This is a genomic window from Neptuniibacter sp. QD34_54, from assembly GCF_047778055.1.
Lineage (GTDB): Bacteria > Pseudomonadota > Gammaproteobacteria > Pseudomonadales > Balneatricaceae > Neptuniibacter.
The window spans coordinates 2,916,228-2,940,260 of sequence record NZ_CP180546.1 but is presented as its reverse complement, the minus strand read 5'-3'; the positions used below and the strand labels follow the sequence as shown (position 1 = coordinate 2,940,260).

The following is a 24,033-nucleotide window of genomic DNA, read 5'->3' as shown; positions in this document are numbered from 1 at the left end:
CGATGAGAATATTTAAAATTTGGGTGCTTCTATTCTGCGCTTCTATAGGTACAGCGGCGCAGGCTGCCAGTGATTATCCTGTCATTATGTTGCACCTGATCAGTGCGGGAGATAAAGCGGCAGAGGAATATCAGCCTGATCAGGCGATAGATTTTGGTAACCGCTTCTCGCAACTCTATTTTGGTCATTTTGAAGGCCAAGGATTGGAATTTGCTGTAGGCCAAGCAGATACAGACGCTATGTTACAGATTGAGCTTGCTTTTAGCCGGCTTATTAACAGTGCGGTTACAGGAAAGCCGGTTGAAGATGTTCAAATTCAGTGGCAAGAGCTTAGAGCGTTATTAGAAGTCGCGCCTATGATTGATAGTAGTTCGGCTAGTTTTACTGAGTTACTTGTTCAATCTTTCTTGATTCTGTTACGAGAAGGTATCGAAGCATTATTGGTAGTCGCGGCGCTTGTGACTTACCTAAGAAAAGCAGGAGCTGGGGATAAGGTTAATCTAATCTGGCTTGGTGCTCTTGTAGCCTTAGGTGCCAGTGTCTTAACCGCTATTGCCCTGAATAAACTTATCCAAAACAGTGGGGCTGCTCGTGAAACCTTAGAAGGTGTGACCATGCTGGTGGCTGCGGTGCTCTTGAGTTATGTGAGCGCTTGGTTATTTGCACGACGAGAGATGCAACAGTGGCAGGGGTATATCAATGATCGTTTGGGCCAAGCAATAGGCCAAGGAAGTTTATGGGCAGTTATCTCTGTCGCTTTCTTTGCAGTATATCGAGAAGGCGCGGAAACGATCTTGTTCTATCAGGCTTTGATTAGCGATTCTGGAGGTGAACTTGATGCCATAATGGCAGGGTTTGCATGTGCCGTGGTTGCACTGTTAGCTGTCTATGTGTTGATCTTCCAGCTTTCTGTGAAATTACCACTTAAACAGTTCTTCACTGGAACAGCTGCGCTTCTGTACAGCCTTTCAGTTATCTTTGCCGGCAAGGCGACACTCGAATTGCAGGTGGCTGGATGGATAGGAAGTACTTACCTTGAGTCAGTACCGACTGTTAGCTGGTTGGGTTTGTTTCCTACGCTGGAATCAATCGGTACTCAGTTAGCATTGATGCTACTGCCAGTGTTGGGCTGGGTGATTACACGTAAGAGGAGAGAAGTGCCTGTTGTCGATATGCAAAAAGAAAAAGCGCTAGTCTGACAATAGTAGGAGCTAAACCCTAAAGTAATATTTGGATAAATATTCAACAACTGTTGAATAATTATTAACCGGTTGCAAACGGGATTTGCTTCTGCGATTATGCGCGCCGAGCCCTCTCTTAATAAGTTAACTTTAGGCTACAAAAAGTCATAGGGGAGGAAACAGGATGTTTTGCTAACAGGGATAGTTACGGTGAAAAAGGCCTTTCTCCTTTCTTTTTTTGCGGTTGTAATTTCAGTTTCCACAGCAGTTAGATCTGCACCCTTTTCAGAAACAGAAGATATCGTAATAGAGCCAAATTTTTGTTCGATATACCCTTTGACAGTTAAGTCTTCTGTTTTAGGTAACCCTCAAGTTGGTCAGCAATTCTCAAATATATCTCTGCATAAAAATGCTGGTAACTTCGTTTGGCTATCTTGGAGAGGTGAAACTGATGCTAATACCCAAGCTGATAGTCTTATTCCTCCAGGAAATAGTGATCGCTATATAAACCCTGATAATTCATCTGATTTTGAATTGAATGTTGGGGATTGGGCTCAGGGAACGCCTGGTGTGAAAAATAGTTCAGCCATTCGCTCTCGTATGGATGCGCTGCTAAATAAAAATATCATTATTCCAGTCTGGAATGGGACTCGTGGCCAAGGTTCTAACTTAGATTACCAAGTTGAGAAGTTTGCAGTTGTTTCGTTAAACGATTACGCATTAAACGGGAATGGCCACCTTAGTTTTACGTTTCAGCGATTTACCCGTTGTTATAATCACCGCCCGCAAGCTTATGATCAAACAGTAGAAACACATGAAGATACCTCTATTGTTTTCAATTTAGAAGCGACTGATGCGGACGGTGATTCTTTAATTTATGAATTGCTTACGCCTGTTCAAAATGGCCAAATCGAACATTCCGGTAATCAAGTCACTTACATTCCTTCAGAAAACTACTTTGGTGCTGATCAGCTTACATTTCATGTTCATGATGGTGAGCAGCTTTCAAATATAGCGACAGTGTCCATCAACGTATTACCAGTTAATGACCCCCCGACCGCTGATGATAAATATAGTGAAGGTCTAGAAGATACACCTATACCTCTAGTGTTTTCTGGAAATGACATAGAAGGTGATGCTCTATCATTTGCTATTGCAACAGCACCATCAAATGGAACCATCGAACAATCCGGCTCGCAGTTTGTTTATACCCCTAATCAGGATTTTTATGGGGAAGATACGTTTACCTATATTGCCAATGATGGTGAGCTAAATTCATTTCCTGCTACATATGATTTAAAAATTATAGCGGTGAATGATCCTCCAGTCGCACAGGATATCCAGCTCGAGACAGAGAGTGCAGTCCCTGTTCAAATCCAGTTGTTTGGTACCGATGTAGATAGTGAACAATTAGAATATACGCTCCTAACTCAGCCTGCACATGGCACCGTTACAGGAACTGGCGATACTTTAGAATACGTTTCAGAGCCTGCATTCGATGGGACGGTCAGTTTTACTTATAGCGTATCTGATGGTGAATATGAGGCAACTGCAACAGTAACAATCGTTGTCGTTTATCCTAATCTTCCGCCTGAAATCACTAGTCCTGCTCAAACAGCCACGCCTGAGCAGCAGTCTTATCCATACAAGGCTCTGGCCGTAGATCCAAATAATGATCCTTTAGTTTTTTCTTTGGATTACGGTCCAGAGAATATGAGTGTTACCCCAGATGGGCAGTTTAGTTGGGTTCCAGATCAGTCGTTTGTTCAAACCGTTCCTACCTTTAATCAACAATGCTATGTGGTACCTACTGGAGCCGTAAAACTTTACGAAGAGGGAGATGAAAGTTCCTTATCGTATATTTCGCCCCTATTTCATAGAGTAAGAACAGCAATCAAAGCAGCAGGCCTTTATACGTCTGTTGAGTCAGTCGCATGGCATAAGAAGAACAATTGTTTGGGATGCCATGTTCAAACACAAAGCTTGCTCGGATTAGAAACATCGAAAGAAAAAGCTGAAATAGATGAAGCTGCAGCGGCCTATTTATTAGAAGAGATTTTATCCAGCCAGCAATCTGATGGTTCTATCCGACGCAGCCATCCACAATATGCTAAAACGCAGACCGCTTTTGCGTTATGGGCTTTAAATCATGCTGTAGATAGGGATAAAACCTATAAAGCGCGTGAAAAAGCACTGAGATATATGTGGAGCAAACGATCGGCTTCTGGGGATGTTATTTCTTGGCAGCCTGATCATTTATCTGGTTGGTTTAAAATTTCAGATTCTATGACCGCGTTGGTTGCACAAGCGGCTGCTGATTTTATTGAAGACTCCAAAGCCAAAGGAAATTTAACCTCTGAACAAGCAAGCCTGATCAGTAACTATGAAGGCGTTATTGCGCTTATGGTGAATCAGGCGCTTCAAGGTGTCTATCAAGAGCAAGATGAAAACTTACCCTATGTTTTCAAAATGATGATTTTAGGAGAGCTCCTTCCTTTAATTGAGAATGAAGCACTTAGAGTAGAGGCTGAACAGGCGCTGGCTCATCTAGATAGCCTGCTTAGAAGTCGACAAGAAAACGATGGAGGGTGGAATCGCTATAATAGTGGTGCTGTTGGAGATCCTCTGACCTCTTCTTGGGTTGGCATTGCGCTTAACTATTTGAACCCGCCGATTACGGATAATGTTGTTACAGCCAATATAGAGTTCCTGTTGGATAATCAGAACCCATCAGGTACTTGGCAAACAAATAGTGATCTGTTTGGAACCCATTTAGCTACAACCAGCTTAGTTATGGCCTATCTGCCAGTTGCATTAGAGCATCTAGGTAATCCCGATGTAAGGGCTGGGCATATTTTACTTACCGAAGGTGACGGTGTTCATCAATTATCAGCAGTTATCACTAACCGCGGCCTAGCAGATATTACTAATCCTGTTACGGTTAAATTTTATAATGGTTCTCCAGAACAAAATACTTTACTGGGCCAAGTACAGTTAGATGGAATTCCGAGCGGTTCTGAACTGCGTCCTTCTATTCAGGTGAATGATGAAGATCTGACAGAGCACATATCTGTTGTATTGGATGTAACTGACGATGAAACAGAATGTCAGGTAACGAATAACAGTTCTGTGGCTGCTCTTGTTAGAGTTCGCGTTACTGATCCTGGTGAGCTTTTCGATACGCAGGTATTCACATTAAACGTAGATGATGTAAACCAAGCGCCGGTTATCGAATCCTCTCCAGATTTATCTATACAGCAAGGTCAGCCGTATACCTATCAGGTAGCGATCAGCGATTCTGATGTAGGCGATGCCCATATATTCACTATTGCCTCTGGCCCTCAAGGGTTATATATCGATCCTCGTACAGGTCGTCTTACTGCGGATTACACTATTCTACAGCCAGGTAGTTATGATGTTGTCATCCGCATTCAAGATTTACGAGGAGCGACAACATCTCAAACCTTTACGCTGACTGTGCATGAGAACTTGCCACCAGAAATAACCTCGCCTGCGGAGGAGCAAGGTAATGAAGTTGATGGCTACCAATATCAGGTGCAAGCAACCGATCCAAATCCAGGTGATGTTTTAAGTTATACGCTAGAACAAAGTCCGCAATCATCCGAAATAGGTCGAGAGAGCGGGCTTATTACTTGGCCGCAATTAGATAGTTTTGTGGACCCTGATATCAATACAAACCATATGTGTGTATCTGATGTACAGATACCGGTAGGAGAGTTTAATCCAGTACTAAAATGGCATTGGGCAGGTAGTAATAATTCCTATAAGCAGGTCATGGCGCTGCCAGTTGTTGCCCAACTTAATGATGATAATGGCGACGGAAACATCGATACGCTAGATATACCTGATGTGATTTTTTCTGCTTTTAGTGGCCGTAATTATAATAACCCCGGTATCTTAAGGGCTTTAAGTGGCACAGATGGCAGTGAAATTTGGCCTATTGCTAGTCGCTACGCAACTGCTAGGCATGCTCCTGCAGTAGGTGATATTGATGGCGACGGCTTAGTTGAGATTGTTTCAGGTGGTGGCTATGCCAAAGGCACTAAAGAACTAGTTGTTTATGAAAATGATGGCACGCTCAAATTCTCGAAAACTGTCTCTAATATAGGTGAGGTTGCCCTAGCTGATTTAGAAGGGGACGGTAGCGTTGAAATTATTATGTCTGGCATTGTTTATGACGCTAGCGGTAATGAAAAATGGAGCATGTCGGTTTCTGATGATTCAACGATAGTTGTTGATCTTGACCTAGATGGTAAGCAAGAGGTCTTTGGGGGCGGTCAGGCCTATGACTATCAAGGTAACTTGATTTGGCAAATTCCTGCTTGGGGTAGAGCGTTTGCTGCTGTAGGTAATTTCGACGAGGATGATTTCCCTGAATTAGTTATTAAAACTCATGAGTCTAAGATCAGCCTAATTGAACATGATGGCACGGTTAAATGGGGCCCTGTTGCTGTACCAGGCGGTGGCGGCGGAGCCTTAACCGTCGCTGATGTCGATAGTGATGGATTGCCTGAAATTGGTATTGCTGGAAGCCGAAATTATGCTGTGTTTGAGACGGACGGTTCCTTGAAATGGGCAAGCCCTACGAGAGATTGGAGTTCATCACAGACAGGTTCTTCAGTATTTGATTTCGAAGGGGATGGTGCTGCTGAAATACTATATGCCGATGAACAGTATTTCCGAGTTTATGATGGTAGCACGGGTGAGATTTTATCTCAGATTAAAAACCCTTCAGGCACATTATTTGAATACCCTCTCGTAGTAGATGTGGATAACGATAACCATGCGGAAATCGTGGTTGTCTCCAATAACTACGCCTTCTCGGGTACCACGGGTATTCGTGTATTTGAAGATATAAACGATGCGTGGGCACCAACGCGCTCTATTTGGAATCAACACGCATACAGCATTAATAATATTAATGATGATGGCTCAATACCTGCTCAGCCAGTTAAAAGTTGGTTAACTCATAACACTTATCGTTTAAATACCTTCGCTGATAGGGATGCTCTTGCACAGCCTGATCTGGTTGTTCATAGCATTACCTACAATGACGAAACTAAAGAGGTTAGCGCTAAGGTTAAGAACCGTGGCTTAGCACCGTATCAAGAGGCGACTCAGGTTCGACTAATACATGAACACTTCTGGTCAGGTGATCAGGAGCTGGGCTTTGTTGATGTCCCTGCACTAGCTGCCGATCAAGAAGTTGAAGTTACCCTATCAGTTCCTGATGCCGAGTTAATTAACTCTATTCGTGCCGAATTGGTTGTTAGTGATTCTGTGGCGGAGTGTGTCACCGATAATAACACCACCCGCGCCTCCATTTTCGATGTGCGCGTATATGACCAAGGTGGTTTGTTTGATACCCAAAAATATGCGGCTTCAATCGAAAATGTTAATGATGAACCTGCCATTATCAGCCCTGCAGCAACGACTGCGACCTTTAATGCTCCTTATTATTTCAATGTAGAAGTTGAGGATGCAGATAAGGGCGATATGTTCTTATATGAGTTGGTTGATGCTCCAATTCAGCTTGAGCTGAACGAGCGAACAGGCCGTATGGTAATCGATCAACTGGATGCTGGAATTTATACCTTTACCATCAGGGTAACGGATCTGGCAGGCGCAGTAGCTGAACAACCACACGTTCTAACTATTACTGATAGTGATAACCAGCCTCCTGTATTCAATTCGGATCCTATCATCACTGTCACTGCGGGTGATCGCTATGTGTACGATGCTGATGCAACAGATCCTGATGGGGACAGTATTGTTTACTTCTTAAGCCGTTCACCGCACACCATGGCTATTGATGGTTCTACTGGCCTGCTTCTATGGGAAACAAGTGGCGAAGATGTAGGTATGCACTCTGTAGAGGTTATTGCACTGGATAGCCAAGGAACCTTTACGCGTCAGTATTTCCTTATTGATGTTCAAAGTCCTAATAATGGCAATAATCCACCACTAATCACCAGCTTCCCTGAAGGTTTGGTCTATGCCGGTCAGCAATTTAACTATCAAGTGCTGGCAGAAGATCCTGATCAAGATCCGCTGAGTTACAGCTTGGAATATGGCAGTGATGGCATGGCTATATCCGAAGATGGATTGTTTACTTGGTTACCAAGTGCCAGCCTGATTGGTACAACAGCCATCGTCGAAATACAGGTAAGTGATGGTCGCGGAGGCGTTAATGTTCAAAGGCTCAGCTTACCCGTAAACGAATCAGCTAATAATCCACCGGTAATCACAAGTGAACCGAGCCTTAGCGCCGAAGTGGATAAAGCCTATAGCTATGATGTGACTGCTGTTGATATTGATGGCGATAGCATCAGCTTTATCCTAGAAGATGCTCCTAACGGTATGAGCCTCTCTGGTAACCAAGTATCTTGGGTACCTAGCAGTATTCAGGAAAACCAAGTTCATACTGTTGTGGTTCGGGCGGTAGATGCGCGTGGCGCTGCTTCAATTCAAAGCTTTGGTATAGCGGTGAATGCTGTTGCAGAATCAAATACTTTCCCAGAAATTGTCAGTATTCCGCAATCTCCAGCCTTTATTGGTGAAACATACACTTATGAAGTGATAGCGCGTGATGTTGATGGCGATAGCCTGACTTACAGCTTGGAGTCACCTCCAACAGGCATGACCTTAAGCGATACTGGATTGTTGCAATGGCAGCCTGTAGAAGAGCAGCTTGGCGATCATGCAATTGTTATCGCGGTATCTGATGGCAAGTCCATTGTTACCCAAAGTTATACCTTGGCCGTTGTTGACGCTAATGCTGCGAATAACAACTATCCGGTGATTACTAATTTACCTCACACAGCAGGTACGGCTGATTATATCTATCAGCACCAAATGACCGCTGAAGATGCGGATAATGATCCACTAACCTTTGGTTTAGCTTCAGGTCCAGAGGGGATGAGTGTTACCGCAGATGGTCTAGTAGTGTGGACGCCGACGATTGATCAAGTGGGTTCCCATGATGTAACGCTGTCTGTTACCGATGGCAAAGGTTATACCCATCAATCTTATAGCCTGACGATTACAGATGATCTACAGCCATTAGCGGTTATGTTAGATATATCACCGCAGTACCCTGATACAGGTGAAACGGTTTATATCAATGTATTCACATCTGGTGGTAAGGGTGAGTTGACTTATGAACTCAAAGTGAATGGCTCTGTAGTCGAGCTGGATCAATTTAACCAAGCTGCAGTTGTCGCGGGTGCTATCGGTACATATCCAGTCGAGGTGACAGTTACAGATCAAGAGGGAAGTGTCTCTGAGGCAGACAGTTTCGCCGTTATCGATCCAAATGACACGACAGCACCAGAAGTAACACTGATTAGCCCCGATCTAGATAGCCAGATCTCAGCACCTGTTGATGTTGTGGCCACAATTCAGGATGAAAATCTTGCGAGCTATCAAGTGTTGATTGCTCCAAAAGGTACTCAGGAGTGGCAGGAAATTGGTGAGGGCTCTACTAACGTTTTGGAACAGGCGGTAGCGCAGTTTGACCCAAGTATGCTGATTAATGGTCAGTACAATATTTTGGTATTGGCAAAAGACCTAAACGGCAAAGAAACGTCAGATAGCACCACAGTCTTGGTCGATGGCGATCTGAAAGTGGGTAACTTCAGCATCACCTTTGAAGACCTGAATGTACCTATGGCAGGTATTCCACTTCGAGTCACACGTACCTACGACAGTCGTCGACGTTATTCTGATCTGGACTTTGGCTTTGGTTGGACGGTTGGCTATCAAGACGTAAAAGTCGAAGAGTCACGTACACCAGGTAAATTTTGGACGATTAACCAAATAAGTTATGGTCCATTTAACGTAATGACCGATTTCTGTATCGAGCCGCAAGGTGCGCCAGTTATCAGCGTGACTCTGCCTGATGGTGACGTAGAGCGGTTTGAGATGCAGGTCAGCCCACGTTGTAACACGTTCCAAGTGGTTAAAGATGTTGAGCTTGTGTTTGAACCTACGGGTGATACACAGTCAACGTTAGAGGCATTAGGCTATAATTCTGCTCGCTATGAAAATGGCACCTTATTGGATAAACAGAGCTTTACTGAGCCTGTAAATCCAGATCGTTACCAACTGACAACGCGTACCGGTTACGTCTATACATTAAATCAGAATTTTGGTGTGGAAAAAGTGGTTGATCCAAATGGTCACACACTGACTTACACCAACGATGGTATTTTCCACTCTAGCGGCAAAGCGATCACCTTTACCCGTGATAGTAAGGGGCGTATTACCGAAATTACCGATCCTAAAGGTCAGAGCCAATACTACCACTATGATGGTAGCGGTAATCTGAGTACCTATTCGGATGCGTTGGCAAACGATACAACCTTCACATACAACCGCAATCATGGCTTGTTGGATATTATCGATCCTCTTGGTCGTACCGTGGTGAAAAATATCTATGATGACAGCGGTCGCTTGATTGCGCAGGACGACGGTGAAGGTAACCGTACTGAATTTAACCATGATATTGCGGGTCGTCAGTCGATAGTCACAGACCGACTCGGTAATACCACATTCTACTACTACGATGAGCGTGGCAATGTAACGGCACAGGTCAATGCTTTAGATGAGCGTACTGATTTCGTCTATGATGAACGCGGTAACCAACTCAGCAAAACTAATGATCTAGGTGAAGTCGAAACAGCGACTTACAACAGTAGTAATGATCAACTGACCCAAACGGATGGCGAAGGTAATACCGTTACCTTTACCTATAATAGCCGCGGTCAGGAACTCACCATTACTGATTCCAACAACAACCCTGCTTACGTAAATAGCTACGATGCCTTTGGTAATCTGCTTACGGTTAAAGACCCTGATGGCAATGTCGCAGGTAATAATATCAATGGTGATGGTTTAGTTAGTTTGTCTCGGGATATGTTAGGCAATGATACAACCTACACATACGATGATGATGGCAATAAGCTAACAGAAACTAACCCAGAAGGTGATATCACCACTTACAGCTACGATGAAAACGGCAATGTGCTCACTGAAAGTATGGAGCGTACTTTAGCCGACGGCAGCTTAGTAAATGAGGTAACGACCTATGAGTATGATGCGCGTAATCAGCTGATTGCGACAAACTACCCAGATGGTACGACCACACGTACAGAATATGATGCGCTAGGTAATCAAGTTGTTACGATCGATGCTAATAACCAAAGTACGACTTATGAGTACGATCTCTATAACCGTCTAACGGCAATTCATTACCCGGATGGTACGAGTACACACAGTACCTATGATCTCGAAGGTAATAAGCTAACCGATACCGATCAGTTAAACCGTGAAACGCGTTATGAATACGACAAGCTAAATCGTTTAGTGTTAACGGTTTATCCCGATCTGACCGAAATGCGCACAGAGTACGATCGTGCGGGTCGCGTCTCGGCTGAAGTCGATGCGAATGGCAATCGCACCACCTTCGGTTATGACAAAGCGGGGCGTCGAATCTGGGTGGAGAATGCCGATCAGAAACGTCATCACTTTGTTTACGACAACAACGGCAATCTGATCGAGGAGACTGATGCGCTTGGTCGTACTACCCGTTATACATTCAATGCCTTAGATCAGCGCACTCATACCATCTATCACGATTTGAGTGAGATGGAATCGACTTTGGATGCTGAGGGTAAACGTACAGAAGCGCATGATCAGGCGGATGTCACCACTAAGTATGCGTATGACACTTTAGGTCGTTTGACCAAAGTGACAGATGCGTTACTCGGTGAAACAGCCTTCACTTACGATGAAGTCGGCAACAAACTGACTCAAACGGATGCCGAAGGTCGAACGACTAAATGGGCTTACGATAGCCTAGGACGTGTTATCTCAAGAACCTTACCGTTGGGCCAGGTAGAGACTTTTACCTATGATGCCAATGGCAATCAGCATACTCATACTGATTTTAACGGTGAGCTGAAAACCTTCAGTTACGACCTGATGAATCGTCTGACGCGTATCGATTATGCCGATGGCAGTTACGACAGCTACAGCTATGATGACGCTGGTAATCGTACCTATGCACGCAATGCTGAAGGGGAGTGGTACTACCACTACGACAACCGTAATCGTTTAAGCGAAGAGGTTAAGCCAGATCAAACCCGTTTTGTTTATGGTTATGACAATGTCGGTAACCGTACATCACTACGGGTATTTGATAGCTTAAATAATCTGCAGCTGGAGCAAAGCTTTAGCTACGATAACCTTAATCGCCTAGAAACGGTTACCGATAGCAGCGGCACAACTACTTATGGTTATGATGATGTCGGTAATCGCACCTCTATCAGCTACGGTAATGGTACAAGTACCACGTATAACTACGATGATCTAAATAGGCTGACCCTATTAAGTCATTACGATCTGAATGGTGCTCTGTTAAACAGCTTTGAATACCAGCTACATACGACCGGTAGACGTGAGCAGATCAGTGAAGCTAATGGTCGTACCACCGAGTACGACTATGATCTGCTTTACCGTCTAACGGAAGAGCGCATTACTGATGCTCTTAATGGTAATTACACCGCGAGCTACCAGTATGACAAAGTCGGTAATCGTACCTACGAAACGGTCGATGGTATCCAGACGGCATACAGTTACGATCTGAATGATCGAATTGAACAGCAAGGCGGAACAACTTACACCTACGACGATAACGGCAATACCTTGACCGAAACCTTAGATGGTCAAGTTAAAGCCTACGACTATAACGATCGTCAGCAGCTGATTCGTGTTACACAAGCAGGTGAGCAAACGGAATATCGCTATAACCCAGATGGTATCCGTTTTGGAAAAACCGATACGGCAGGTCAAACCATCTATCAGATCGATAGCAACCGTGATTACGCTCAAGTGGTGTTGGAGCAAACACCAAGCGATAACGTAAGCTATTTCTACGGCGATGATCTGCTAAGTCAAAACCGTAATGGTGCGACTAACACCTATCACTACGATGGCTTAGGTTCGACTCGTCTCTTAACCGACGGCACTGGCGTACAAAGCGATAGCTACAACTATGAAGCCTTCGGTGAACTACTAAACCAGACCGGATCGACGGACAACAGCTATCTGTATACCGGTGAGCAGTATGACGCTGGCTTGGATCAGTACTATCTTCGTGCAAGGTATTACGATCAGGGTGTTGGGCGGTTTACGCAGATGGATGAATTTAAGGGGTGGAGTGATGATCCTGTAACCCTTCATAAATATCTATATGCCAATATTGACCCCGCTAATGCTACAGATCCTTCGGGCTATTTTGCGATTGTAAGTTTTTCACCTGGGCTAAGCTATGTTGCAAGAAGTGGGGCTGCAGGAGCCGCCGTTGGGTATAGCGCTTACAATCATATCTTAACTGGCTTAGTTGGAGCAGGGTTAGGGTATGGGTTAAGTGAAGAGTTGAAAGACTTTATTGCTCTTAATGCCCCTGTTATGAATAAGCTTCTCGAAGAAAAAAGGGTTGCTTTACAGACAGCTATTGAGCGTGATCATGATTCCCAGAGAGTTGTTTACCATTATACAGATCGAGTAGCGGCATTAAGTATCTTTGGTTCAAAAACTGCCTTTGTTACCCCTCCTTTCAGAGGTCTTGGCACTGGTGGCTTTACAAGGCCTGCAGGGTTTTATGCTACGGATATTGCACCATGGGAAGTTCGATATACACAGAGTGAGCTTTCAGCTATGTTTTACGGTGGTAACCGAAATAAAGATATGAGTTGGTTTGTTGCATTTGATGATGAACTGTTTAATCGCGTTCCAGGTACATCTCATGAGTATGTTCTTTTTGGCTCAGAAGCAATTGGTGAAGTGAATGTTGATCCTATTACTGTAGGGCCTAACTTGATGCTTCCAAAATAAATTAAGGACAAGGTATGAAAAATATTAAAATTGCTCCATTTGGGGAAATACCGCAAGATCTTGGTTATGTACCTGCGGATTTGCTGGAGCAAATTCCCAGCCTAATGTTACTCATTGTAAAGTCTGGATATTTTCCAAGTGTGGAAGTATTAAATGATCTGTTTTCAAAAGGTGAATTTGATTCGGGCATGTCTGGAGGGGTTTGTTGGGAACGATTTTATATTGAAGATGATAGCTGGTTGATTTTGAGAAATACCATAGCTGAGAGATATAAAGTGGACTATAAAGAACCTGATGGATATTCAAGTATCAGTAAGTACGATCATTGGGTTGAAGAAGTTTTGAAATATCTGAGCAAAACAAAATAAAGATATTTAGGGATATTTAGGGATGTTTAGGGATATTTAGGGTCAGAGTATATTTTTTGGGGTCAGAGTAAAACGCTTGTCGGGTAATCATTGCTATTGATATTTGGGGTCAGAGTAAAACGCTTGTCGGGTAATCATTGCTATTTAGTTGGTTAGGTCTAATTTTTAGCTTTGGTTTATGTAATGGGGTTTTACTCTGACCCCTGTCGCACAGTCGCAATTTGCCCCTGCCCCTGTTTGTCAGGCACAATAGCCAGCTAGCAATTTGAACTAGTAGTTCCAACTCTATTTTTTGGGGTCAGTATTTTTTGGGGTCAGAGTAAAACGCTTGTCGGGTAATCATTGCTGTTTAATTAGCCAGGTCTAATTTTTAGCTTTAATGGGGTTTTACTCTGACCCCAGTCGCACACTCGACCTCAGTCCCCATTTGCCCCTGACCCTGTTTGTCAGGCACAATAGCCAGCTAGCAATTTGAACTAGTAGTTCCAACTCAAAATGGATTTGATGGATGAAGTCTCAGCAGCTGTTGGTTTATCTTCTTTGGCTAATCGTGGCGCTTGTCTCGGTTTTAGCTGTGTATAGAGGAATAAGCCTGTTTTCTCCCAAGTATGAGCTTTCTTCCGAACAACTTGTTACATCGACTCCCAATAAACCAGTTTCTGCTGATCAGGTGGCTTCTGGTATCCAGCGTCAGGCACTTTTTGGGAAAGTGCAAAATGCTTCTCCTGTTATTAAGCCTGTAAAACCGAAGAACCTTACTAAACCTCTACCGCCGTTAAACGTTGAGATCATGGGGCTGTTAGCGGCAACTCAGGGCAGCTCCATCGTTACGCTTCGCCATTCAGGTATCTCTGAATCTCTTAAAGAGGGCGATTTTCTTAATATGACCCAAACGGTGCGTGTGTTAAGCATTTCATCAAATAGGGTGGTGTTTGAACGCGAGGGCCAGGAAACAGTTATAGAAGTAGAGGAAAGAAAACCAACTGAACAGATTGTCGAAGTTCGCTCTGATAATCGGGTGGTGGTGACTATTTCCGACAAGCAGAGCCGACGGTTTATGCAGCAGGTGTTGGCTGAGGTAAAGAAAAACCCCAGTCGTTTGAATCACTATGTCAGGTTTGAAAGTACAGTTGCGCAAGGACAAAGTATCTTGCCGGGTAAAGATCCTCGATTTTTCACTATTATGCCGTTTAAGTTTGGAGATAAGCTTATTTCGGTGAATAATAGCCCGCTATCAGAAATGGACACTCAAGCGTTTGCCGAAGCATTGACTTCGCAGACCAACGTAAAACTTGAGATGTTACGGAACAATCAACCTTATAACATTGAACTTGTTATTAATTAGTAAAAGGCACAAGGATGCATCTGCCTCGTCTTCTCTCTATTTTTCTTATCTTGTTTCTATCGTTGCCTAGTTGGTCAGAAGAGATCATTACCAGTGAAAGTTTTCAACTGGATATGCGTGATGCAGACATCAGGGAATTTATCGATACCGTTGCGAAACTGACCGAAAAAACCATTGTGGTGGATTCACGGGTTAAGGGCAAAGTTGATATTAGAAGTCACCGCGAACTGAGTCGGAATGAGCTATTTGAAACATTCCTTGTTCAATTAGGGGTGAATGGCTACGCCTTAGTCGATTTGGGCAATGGCATTATGAAGGTTATTCCAGCTCAAGGGGCGAAGTTGGAAGGGCTCGATGTTGATTCCAAAGGTAGCCCTCAACGTAGTGAACGTATCATTACCCGTGTGGTGCAGGTTGATAATGTTGATGTGACTAAGTTAGTTCCGATCCTTAATCCACTGATTAACAAACAAACGGGTGTAGTCGCACCTTATGCCGAATCTAACATCCTGTTGATTACCGACAAAGAATCCAATGTAAGGCGCTTACTAGAGATTATCTCTCGAGTCGATCAGACCGATACGCAAACTTTAGATGTCGTAAAACTCGAAAATGCCGCTGCCGCTGAAATGGAGCGTATTTTGACGCGTTTTATTAGCCAAATGAAACAGGGTAAAGATAGTGGCATTTCAGCGCCTAGTGTCGTGGCAGATATTCGTACGAATAGCTTGTTATTACGTGGCGATGCAAATGTGCGTGCTTACCTAAGAAAGGTGATCAAAGATCTCGATCAAGAGGTTGAGACCAGTGCGAACACTAAAGTGGTTTACCTAAAATATGCTAAGGCTTCTGAGTTGGTTGGTATTTTGGGTACCGTGCGAGACTCGATGGTCGATTCTCAATCTGGCGGCAAAGAGTCTAACCTCGCCAGTAATAATCAGATCAATATTGAAGCGCATGACCAGACAAACTCACTGATTTTGTCTGGTAGCCCTGTGATGATTCAAACGTTGGAAGGGGTTATTCAAAAGCTTGATATCCGCCGAGCACAGGTTTTAGTTGAAGCCATTATTGTTGAGATCGCTGAGAGTAAAGCTAAAGATTTAGGTGTGCAGTGGTTATTCCAAGGGAACGATCAAAATAGCAGTATCCCTGTAGGTTCTGTGAATTTCAGTAACAGCAATAGTGGTATCGTTAATGTTACTAATGCGTTGCTGACAGGCAGTGATAGCGACAAAGCCGATGCCTTTTCCGGTCAAGGAGCTACATTGGGTATAGGATATAATTCCGGCGGCGTTAGTTTTGGTGTCCTCCTGAATGCTCTTGCTGCTGATTCAGATTCTAATGTTCTTTCTACGCCCTCATTGCTGACAATGGATAACCAGGAAGCGATGATTCATGTCGGGCAAGAGGTACCGATCATTACCGGCTCGACGGCTGGCAGTAATAACGATAACCCTTTCCAAACCATCACCCGTGAAGATATTGGTGTGCAGCTAAAAGTTACACCTCAGATTAACGATGGTGATGCGGTTCAGTTAGCCATAGAGCAGGAAGTATCTTCCCTCAGCGGTTTATCCGCTTCAGATATTATTACCAATAAACGTGTGATTAAAACCACGGTATTGGTGGATGATGGCCAGACTATCGTTCTTGGTGGTTTGATTGATGATGATGTTCAAGAAAGCTCCTCAAAAGTTCCGGTGTTAGGCGATATCCCAGGTTTAGGGCGCGCTTTTAAGTCTGATAAAACGCAGCATCGTAAGCGTAACCTCATGGTCTTTATTCGCCCGACTATTTTGCGCGATAGCCAGCTAGTTGAGACGGTAACTCAGGATAAATACCGCTATATCAAAGCTGAGCAGCTCATGATGGGGGCTAAAGGCATCAACCTGATGTCTGATCGGAAAGCGCCTGTGCTGCCTGAATGGGGGGCGTTTGGCCCGACTCGATCTGATGTGATTGGCGATATGTAATAGGTAGATCAAGGATGGATTTATCATTTGCCTATGTAAAAGAACATCAAGTACTGCTTCTGCCGGTGTCAGATGCAGGCGAGCGCTCGTTGTTTTATACCGATCAAACTAAGCCCGAAGTGATTTTGGAGATCCAAAGAGCAACACTCGGGGATCGTCTGCACCTTGAGCAGATCGAAAATACACAGTTACTCAATAAAGCGGAGCGCTTTTTTGCTGACGATAGTACCGCCTTAGAGTTGGATTTGGTCTCTGTAGATGATGTTAATCTCAGCCAGTTGCTCGATGAGCTACCTGAGCATGAAGATCTACTCGAACAAGAGCAAAACGCGCCGGTCGTTAGATTGATTAATGGTCTCTTTGCTGAGGCATTAAAGCGTAAAGCATCTGATATACATGTTGAAACCTATGAACAAAGTGTTTCGATTAGGTTGCGTCAGGATGGTGTTTTACAGGAGGTTTTGACCCCTGATCGTCGTTTGGCTCCTCTATTAATCTCACGTATTAAAGTGATGGCGAAGCTGGATATTGCTGAAAAGCGTATTCCGCAGGATGGTCGTATTACCGTTCGAATTGCCGGTCGTCCGGTTGATGTCCGCGTCTCAACACTACCTACCTCTTATGGCGAGAGGGTGGTGATGCGTATTCTCGATCAGAAAAGTGTACAGCTGGACTTTGACCACCTTGGCGTCCCTCAGGCAATACAAAAACCATTGTCTCGGCTATTACAACAGCCTAATGGGATATTGCTAGTAACAGGACCAACAGGCTCGGGTAAAACGACAACACTTTATGCTGGCCTTTCCCTGTTAAATGAGAGCAGCCGTAATATCCTAACGGTGGAAGATCCGATCGAGTATGAGCTACAAGGCATAGGGCAGACCCAAGTAAATAGTAAAACTGGGATGAGTTTTGCTGGTGGCTTGAGAGCGATGCTGCGTCAAGACCCTGATGTTGTGATGGTCGGTGAAATTCGCGATATTGAAACGGCTCAAATTGCAGTACAGGCCAGTTTAACGGGGCATATGGTCCTTTCCACCTTGCATACCAATGACGCACCGAGCGCAGTGACCCGTTTATTAGATATAGGGGTTGAGCCATATCTGATCGCTTCATCGCTTCGCGGGGTTTTAGCTCAGCGATTGGTGCGTAAATTGTGCACTCATTGTCGTACCGAAGTTAAATACGCCAAAGACGATCTAGAGAGTTTGGGCTTTGATGGTGTGGACGGGTTTAATGCCTACAAAGCAGAAGGATGTAATCATTGTGGTCATAGCGGTTATTCCGGCCGTCAGGGGATATACGAGTTGTTGGTGTTGGATGACCAAACTGCGCGCTTATTGCATCATGATCAACCGGAAGAACAACTGCGTAACCTATTAAACAAAGAGCAGGCTACCTTACAGGCTCAAGCGATAAACTTGGTTAAAGCTGGGGTTACTGATTTAACCGAAGTGCTCCGTACGGTTAGGAGTTTGTAATGGCAGCGTTTGATTATGTTGCGATTAACCCTACTGGAGATAAAGAGCGTGGCGTTATTCAGGCAGATTCCGAACGCCATGCACGGCAACTGATTCGTGAACAGGGGTTATATCCTGTCACAATAGCGCTCGGGAAAATTAAAGCTGTAAAAGGCATTACTCTGCATCGGAGTAGCTTAAATCATCTGGAATTAACTGAATTTACTCGTCAGTTTGCCGTTTTGTTGGAAGCGGGCATCCCAATCGACGAAGCCTTGTTGGCACTCTCCTCTCAACAAAGTCATATCAGAGTTAAACGTTGCGCCTTAGGCTTACGGTCTTTGCTTATGGAAGGCCACTCTTTATCTGATGCTATGGCACAGCAACCGGCGGTTTTTTCTCGGTTATATCGTTCTATGGTGGCTGCCGGTGAGCAATCAGGAGCTCTATCTGCTGTTTTGGAAAGATTGGCTGACTATTTGGAAAGTAGCCGTGCCCTTAAAAGCAGTATTCGCATGGCATTGGCTTATCCGGCCATTTTAACCTTGGTCGCTGTAGGCGTTATCTTTGTGTTGATGTCTTATGTGGTCCCTAAAATTGTCGATCAATTTAACCATGCCGGCCAAACCTTACCGGCGCTGACAGAGTTTTTAATCGTTGTGAGTAGATTCTTAAACGATTATTGGATGGCCATTTTGGCTGTTATCGCACTCGGTCTTGTTCTATTGGGGTGGTGTTTAAAATATGAAAGTGTGCGTTACAAAATAGATAGCTTATTTTTGCGCTTACCAATTCTTCGGCGCTATCTAACGTTGATCGCCTTTGCGCGTTTATCTCGTACTTTGGCCATTCTTTTATCCAGTGGTATCAACCTATTAGATGCATTGAAAGTAGCGACACAGGTAATAGAGAACCGAGTTTTACGCGATCAGCTAAGTGATATTCATGAACAAGTAAAACAGGGTGCTTCCATCGCTAAAGCGTTCGATACGACAGAAGCACCTCCAATGTTTCGTTGTTTAGTTGAGAACGGTGAAAAAAGTGGAGAATTAGCATCATCATTCAAGCGTGCTGCAGTGATGATGGAAGGGACATTAGAAGAGCGCATAAAAATGGCACTCACACTCTTTGAACCCCTATTGATATTGATTATGGGCGGATGCGTACTCGCGATTGTACTCGCGATACTCCTTCCAATTTTAGAACTTAATAATATGACGTTGATGTAAAGGCGAAGGACAGATATGCAAGCTAAGACCCAGCTTAGAAAACGCGAAAACGGATTTACACTCCTAGAGATCATGGTTGTGTTGGTGATTTTAGGTTTGTTGGCAGCAGTGGTAGCACCGAATGTGTTAGGTACTCAAGATAAAGGCATGGTGAAAAAGGTACATGCTGATTTGGCGGTGTTAGAGCAGGCTATCGATATGTATAAAGTGGATAACTTTAGCTTTCCCACAACAGACGAAGGTTTGGAAGCTTTAGTGAATAAACCTGCGGGTAAGACGCTGAAAAATTATACCGAAGGCGGCTATATCAAACGTTTACCAGCCGACCCTTGGGGGAACCCTTATCAGTATCTGTCACCAGGGAAACACGGTAAATATGATGTCTTTTCCCTTGGAGCAGACGGGCAGTTAGGTGGTGAAGGTCAGGCGCAAGATATTGGCAACTGGTAAGGAAAAAGGGTTTACCCTTTTAGAGTTGTTGGTTTCGCTGACGTTGATGAGCATTATCGTCACCGTTGTCGTGTTATCCATCCCAAGTCAGGAAAGATCATTAGCTGCAGAAGTTAATCGTAGTGTTGGGCTGCTTAAGGCGTGTAGAAATAACGCAATTATCTCAGGCTTGCCTTACGGTGTTTCTATTGAAAATGATCGTTCTGTACTGCTGCAGTTTATTCAGGAGGAATGGCAGGTAGAAAAGTCATTCAAAGTGCAGCAACAAAGACAGATTACCTATAAAGAGCCCTATACCGAATTGGCAGAGCAGTTTCCCGCTATTAAGTGTGTTCCTGAAGGGTTAGTGACTGAGTTTGAACTCTGTTTAGCAAAGGATAATAGCGAGCAGTGTATTGTAAGCTCAGGGAACGGTGTGTTTGATGTTTCAAGCTAGGCAGCAATCAGGCATGACATTGATCGAAGTTCTGGTGGCGATGGCAATTATTGCGGTTGCCCTTGTGGCTTTAATGAGAATTCACAATCAGGCACTGCTGATTCAGCCGCGATTAGAAACTCAGTTTATGGCCAACCTATTAGCGGAAAATCGGCTGGTTGAATATGCTATAGCGCCCCCGCAACTGCGTCTAACTAAAGATTCGGGCGAAGCTAAAATGGGTAATCACCTGTTTGTATGGGAAGGGCGAGTTGAGGAAACGACCCAGACTGGATTGTTTAGGGTGGATATAGAGGTGCAGCGTCAATCCGAATCACAAGACTCGGAGCGAAGTTACGCGCTGACAGGTTTTTTTAGTCATGTCACACCTTAGTCCGCACACTCGGCAGTCAGGGTTAACTTTATTAGAACTGCTTATCGCGATTACACTTTTCTCTGCTGTGGGCGCTATAACCACGCTTATTCTCAATCAATCCTTAAACAGTGCAGACAAACTAGAGACCCGAAATGAAGCCTTAATTGGATTGCAGACAGGGCTGGTGATCTTAGAACAGGATTTTACCCAAATTGCACAGCGCAATTATAAAGCGCCTGTAGGTAATGGCTTTCAACGAGTTGATCCGCTCAGTACCACTGATGGGCACTATCGGTACCTTATTCAATTTGTAAAAGCAGGGGATTTTGAAAGAGGCACGAAACCCAGTTTGGTTCGATATCGTGTCGAAGAACAGCGGCTTATTCGTGAAGTAAATCCGGTCATAGATGGTTATAAAGAGGGTGATTGGCGGTCAGCGACTCTGATTTCACCTGTTACAGATGTAAAAATAAACTTTTTCTATCAGGGGCAATGGCAGGAACAGTTGCGAACTACGGTGTCTGCTAACCAAGCAGTACCCCTCCCTGAGGCGGTTAAAATTCAGTTTGAGCATGTTACCTTAGGGCATATTGAAAAACTGGTTCAGTTGCCTGTATCTGAGGTTGGCTTGTGAATTCATACCTTAGAGCTTCGGTTAAGCGCGTAGATCGACAGTCGGGTGCAGCCTTGATTCTGGTATTGATTGTGGCCAGTTTGGTCTCGATTACTGCGGTAGCAGTGTCGGAACAAACCCAGTTGGGTATCTATCTAACCCAAAATTTTAATAACAGCGTACAGGCCAACCGTTATCTTAGTGCTGCTGAACAACGCGTTTTATTACTGCTCAAGCCTTTAACCACTGAACCGACGGTTAACCTACAACAGGCTTGGGCACAACCTAGTAGCTTCCCCGTTGATAGAGGGGGAATTCAGATCTCAATCACTGATATGCGAAGCTGTTTTAATTTAAACCTGATTGCTGATCAGGTAGAAGAACGAGCGGGTAAAGGGCTTGAGTCCGAAGAAGTCTCTCGTCTTAGAAATCTGTTGGATCTGGATGAGGTCAACCTTACGGATCAGCGAAAATTGATTGAGCAGATAAAAGATTGGGTAGACCCAAACTCGGCGGTATCAGGGCCGTATGGTAAAGAAGATCAATCGGGTATAGGTCAAGTTGTAGCGGATGCGCCATTGATGGGTATGGACGATCTTTTATTGCTGGATATATCTGCAGATGCGAAAAGCAAGATAACAGGTAGTACCTGTGTTTTGCCTATAGGTTCTGGCAATAAAATCAATGTAAATACGCTGCAGAATCCCAACGTACTAGCCGCTTATAGCTTAGGTATCGTGGATAAATCGACAGCAGAAAGCATACTGTTGCAACGGCCCGAAGAGGGTTATCTTTCATTAGATGATTTTTTCAGTCAGTTTGCTGAAGAGGATAGGGCCAAAATAACCGCGATGCCTTTTGGTTTGCAATCGAATTTCTTTAAAGCTGATTTAAAAGTTAGTTATGGGCGAAGTGTTAAGCAGCGTCGTATCTTTATCAGGCTGGATAGCCGTCAGGCTAAAATCTACAAGCGAGTAAACAAGGATGGATAGACTGGTCGTCTGTATAAGTTCCCCGTACCCGAATGAAGACCTTTCAGGGCAATGGTACCTATTTGCCCAAGGGGGTAAAGGGGGTAAAGGGGGTAAAGGGGGTAGCAAATCTGATAGCGGAGTCATCACTGGCGTTGAAGAGCTCCGTCTGGCACTGCAAACGTATCCTCAAGCAGAAGTGAGATTATACCTTCCAGGAGAGGCTTGCCCGACGTATTGGGTCCATCTACCTAAAAAAAGCCGTGAGGCGATTAAGTCCATTCCTTACCAAATTGAACCTCTAATTACCGAGCCTTTAGATGACGTGAGCTTTTTCCCTTTGCTAAAGGTAACCGGCCAAGCTGATCATTATGCAGTGTGGGTGTGTAACAGCCGTTGGCTACAACGCTGGATGCACTTTTTACAGGAATCTAATCTCCATATAGACCTATTAAGGCCCGATTACAGTCTGTTATGGGAATACAACCCCAATGGTTTTTACAGCGAGCCACAATCTGCCCAATTAGGTGAGCGTTGCTTACTTTCCGGGACGTTAAATGCTTCTGGCCCGACTGAATTTATCAAAACAGTGCTTGAGACCAGTACAGAAAGCGCACCGGTCGATATTGATCTTTCAGTCCCACCCGAGTGGCAAGGCAAATGGATTGATAGCCTGGTCCCGCAGCAGAAAAAAAAGCAAGCCGGCGATATTAAAATGCAAAAAATGTTTGCCATCGCCGCCTGTTTATTAACGACGGTTATGATAATTAACGTCGCTTTTGGTTTTGTGGAACAGAGGCGTTTACAGCAACAGATCACAGCCCAGAGTGAACGTATTGATCAGATGTTTAAGCAGGTGTTGCCAGACGCTCGGAAAGTGGATCCTAACTTTCAGTTACAGCAGGCTTTGCTACAACGTAAACAAGCGGCTCAACCTAGTGCGCTTCTTCAAGGATTAAATCTATTGGGGCAGCAGATAGGGGGCAATGCTACTGGCACGATTAGATCTTTTCGCTACTCCAATCGTGAGCAACTTCTCACGTTAATTCATAGTGGCAACAAGATCGAGTCATTTGAACCAGAGAATGGCATGCGACTGCAGCAAACTCAGCAAGGGGAGGAGCATCATGTATCGCTTGCTTGGTAAAGGCCTGCCCCTTTGGATGCGGGGGCTTATTCTTGCGCCAGTGTTGTTAGCTGTGGTCATGCTTATGCAATATACCCAACTATCCAAGTTAAGGGCGCAATCAGCTGGCTTAGAAGAGCAGCTTGTAGATATAGAAAAGATCAATGCAGAGATAAATCGTTATCCGGCCGTGAGTAAGCAAAGCTCTGGTTTATTAACAGACCAAGAGTTAAGGCAGATTTTTAATCGTCGAGGCTTAAGGCCTGATGCGATGAAAGAAAGCGCACCGGGTGTGATTAGAGTCGAATTTAACAAAGTAGATTTTAATAAACTGATGTCGAGTATCCCGATGTTCCAGCGCGCTTTGATCGTTATAGAACAGCTTGATTTATCGAAGCTAGAGCAAGAGGGATTTGTTCAAGGGGCGGTGGTTTTTACTCGATTGTAGGTCTGGGGTCAGAGTAAAACTATGTCAGAAGCTGCTAGCCATCAGTTGGTTATGAGCTGGTGGTTGGTAACGAGTTGTTTAATAGGGTTTTACTCTGACCCCAATCGCATACTCTGACCCCATTCGGACTCCGGACTAACCGCATTCGACTAATAA

General features: G+C 44.3%; 14 protein-coding genes. All 14 read left to right on the top strand.

Going from position 1 to position 24,033, the window contains the following annotated elements; all coding sequences use genetic code 11:
• Window positions 1–2: 2 nt before the first annotated feature.
• The 14 genes from ACMXYP_RS13315 (at window position 3) to ACMXYP_RS13250 (ending at window position 23,877) form a co-directional block, all read left to right on the top strand.
• Window positions 3–1,199: an FTR1 family iron permease gene (locus ACMXYP_RS13315; protein ID WP_415882127.1), complete on the top strand. Its 1,197-nt coding sequence runs from the start codon at window positions 3–5 to the stop codon at window positions 1,197–1,199.
• 318 nt (window positions 1,200–1,517) lie between these two features.
• Entirely contained in the window at window positions 1,518–13,100 is an 11,583-nt protein-coding gene (locus ACMXYP_RS13310; protein ID WP_415882126.1) for an Ig-like domain-containing protein, read from the top strand.
• Between the two features lie 14 nt (window positions 13,101–13,114).
• Window positions 13,115–13,468, top strand: a complete 354-nt coding sequence (locus ACMXYP_RS13305; RefSeq protein WP_415882125.1) for a hypothetical protein — start codon at window positions 13,115–13,117, stop codon at window positions 13,466–13,468.
• Between the two features lie 508 nt (window positions 13,469–13,976).
• Window positions 13,977–14,813, top strand: a complete 837-nt coding sequence (locus ACMXYP_RS13300; RefSeq protein ID WP_415882124.1) for a type II secretion system protein N — start codon at window positions 13,977–13,979, stop codon at window positions 14,811–14,813.
• A gap of 14 nt (window positions 14,814–14,827) precedes the next feature.
• Window positions 14,828–16,789 (top strand): type II secretion system secretin GspD, encoded by a 1,962-nt coding sequence (gene gspD / locus ACMXYP_RS13295; RefSeq protein ID WP_415882123.1) that lies wholly within the window; start codon window positions 14,828–14,830, stop codon window positions 16,787–16,789.
• Window positions 16,790–16,803: 14 nt separating this feature from the next.
• Window positions 16,804–18,270 (top strand): type II secretion system ATPase GspE, encoded by a 1,467-nt coding sequence (gspE, locus tag ACMXYP_RS13290; protein WP_415882122.1) that lies wholly within the window; start codon window positions 16,804–16,806, stop codon window positions 18,268–18,270.
• Window positions 18,270–19,478, top strand: a complete 1,209-nt coding sequence (gene gspF / locus ACMXYP_RS13285; protein ID WP_415882121.1) for a type II secretion system inner membrane protein GspF — start codon at window positions 18,270–18,272, stop codon at window positions 19,476–19,478. The genes gspE and gspF overlap by 1 nt, the downstream gene beginning before the upstream one ends.
• Before the next feature lie 15 nt (window positions 19,479–19,493).
• Window positions 19,494–19,928, top strand: coding sequence for a type II secretion system major pseudopilin GspG (gene gspG / locus ACMXYP_RS13280; RefSeq protein WP_415882120.1), 435 nt, complete (start codon window positions 19,494–19,496; stop codon window positions 19,926–19,928).
• Window positions 19,915–20,364 (top strand): prepilin-type N-terminal cleavage/methylation domain-containing protein, encoded by a 450-nt coding sequence (locus tag ACMXYP_RS13275; protein ID WP_415882119.1) that lies wholly within the window; start codon window positions 19,915–19,917, stop codon window positions 20,362–20,364. The genes gspG and ACMXYP_RS13275 overlap by 14 nt, the downstream gene beginning before the upstream one ends.
• Window positions 20,351–20,737 (top strand): type II secretion system minor pseudopilin GspI, encoded by a 387-nt coding sequence (gene gspI / locus ACMXYP_RS13270; protein WP_415882118.1) that lies wholly within the window; start codon window positions 20,351–20,353, stop codon window positions 20,735–20,737. The genes ACMXYP_RS13275 and gspI overlap by 14 nt, the downstream gene beginning before the upstream one ends.
• On the top strand, window positions 20,724–21,353 hold the full coding sequence (gspJ, locus tag ACMXYP_RS13265) for a type II secretion system minor pseudopilin GspJ (RefSeq protein ID WP_415882117.1): 630 nt from the start codon (window positions 20,724–20,726) through the stop codon (window positions 21,351–21,353). The genes gspI and gspJ overlap by 14 nt, the downstream gene beginning before the upstream one ends.
• Entirely contained in the window at window positions 21,350–22,324 is a 975-nt protein-coding gene (gene gspK / locus ACMXYP_RS13260; RefSeq protein WP_415882116.1) for a type II secretion system minor pseudopilin GspK, read from the top strand. Before gspJ ends, gspK begins: the two co-directional genes overlap by 4 nt.
• A complete protein-coding gene (gene gspL, locus ACMXYP_RS13255) occupies window positions 22,317–23,450 on the top strand; it encodes a type II secretion system protein GspL (protein WP_415882115.1) in 1,134 nt (377 codons plus the stop codon). Before gspK ends, gspL begins: the two co-directional genes overlap by 8 nt.
• The gene (locus tag ACMXYP_RS13250; protein ID WP_415882114.1) at window positions 23,431–23,877 is read left to right on the top strand and encodes a hypothetical protein; all 447 of its coding nucleotides are present in this window, start codon (window positions 23,431–23,433) and stop codon (window positions 23,875–23,877) included. Before gspL ends, ACMXYP_RS13250 begins: the two co-directional genes overlap by 20 nt.
• Window positions 23,878–24,033: the final 156 nt, after the last annotated feature.

Bases quoted from the DNA above. Each gene is read 5' to 3' on its own strand.
- ACMXYP_RS13315 (WP_415882127.1), top strand. From the start codon at position 3: ATGAGAATATTTAAAATTTGGGTGCTTCTATTCTGCGCTTCTATAGGT.
- ACMXYP_RS13305 (WP_415882125.1), top strand. From the start codon at position 13,115: ATGAAAAATATTAAAATTGCTCCATTTGGGGAAATACCGCAAGATCTT.
- ACMXYP_RS13300 (WP_415882124.1), top strand. From the start codon at position 13,977: ATGAAGTCTCAGCAGCTGTTGGTTTATCTTCTTTGGCTAATCGTGGCG.
- gspD (WP_415882123.1), top strand. From the start codon at position 14,828: ATGCATCTGCCTCGTCTTCTCTCTATTTTTCTTATCTTGTTTCTATCG.
- gspE (WP_415882122.1), top strand. From the start codon at position 16,804: ATGGATTTATCATTTGCCTATGTAAAAGAACATCAAGTACTGCTTCTG.
- gspF (WP_415882121.1), top strand. From the start codon at position 18,270: ATGGCAGCGTTTGATTATGTTGCGATTAACCCTACTGGAGATAAAGAG.
- gspG (WP_415882120.1), top strand. From the start codon at position 19,494: ATGCAAGCTAAGACCCAGCTTAGAAAACGCGAAAACGGATTTACACTC.
- gspI (WP_415882118.1), top strand. From the start codon at position 20,351: ATGTTTCAAGCTAGGCAGCAATCAGGCATGACATTGATCGAAGTTCTG.
- gspJ (WP_415882117.1), top strand. From the start codon at position 20,724: ATGTCACACCTTAGTCCGCACACTCGGCAGTCAGGGTTAACTTTATTA.
- gspL (WP_415882115.1), top strand. From the start codon at position 22,317: ATGGATAGACTGGTCGTCTGTATAAGTTCCCCGTACCCGAATGAAGAC.
- ACMXYP_RS13250 (WP_415882114.1), top strand. From the start codon at position 23,431: ATGTATCGCTTGCTTGGTAAAGGCCTGCCCCTTTGGATGCGGGGGCTT.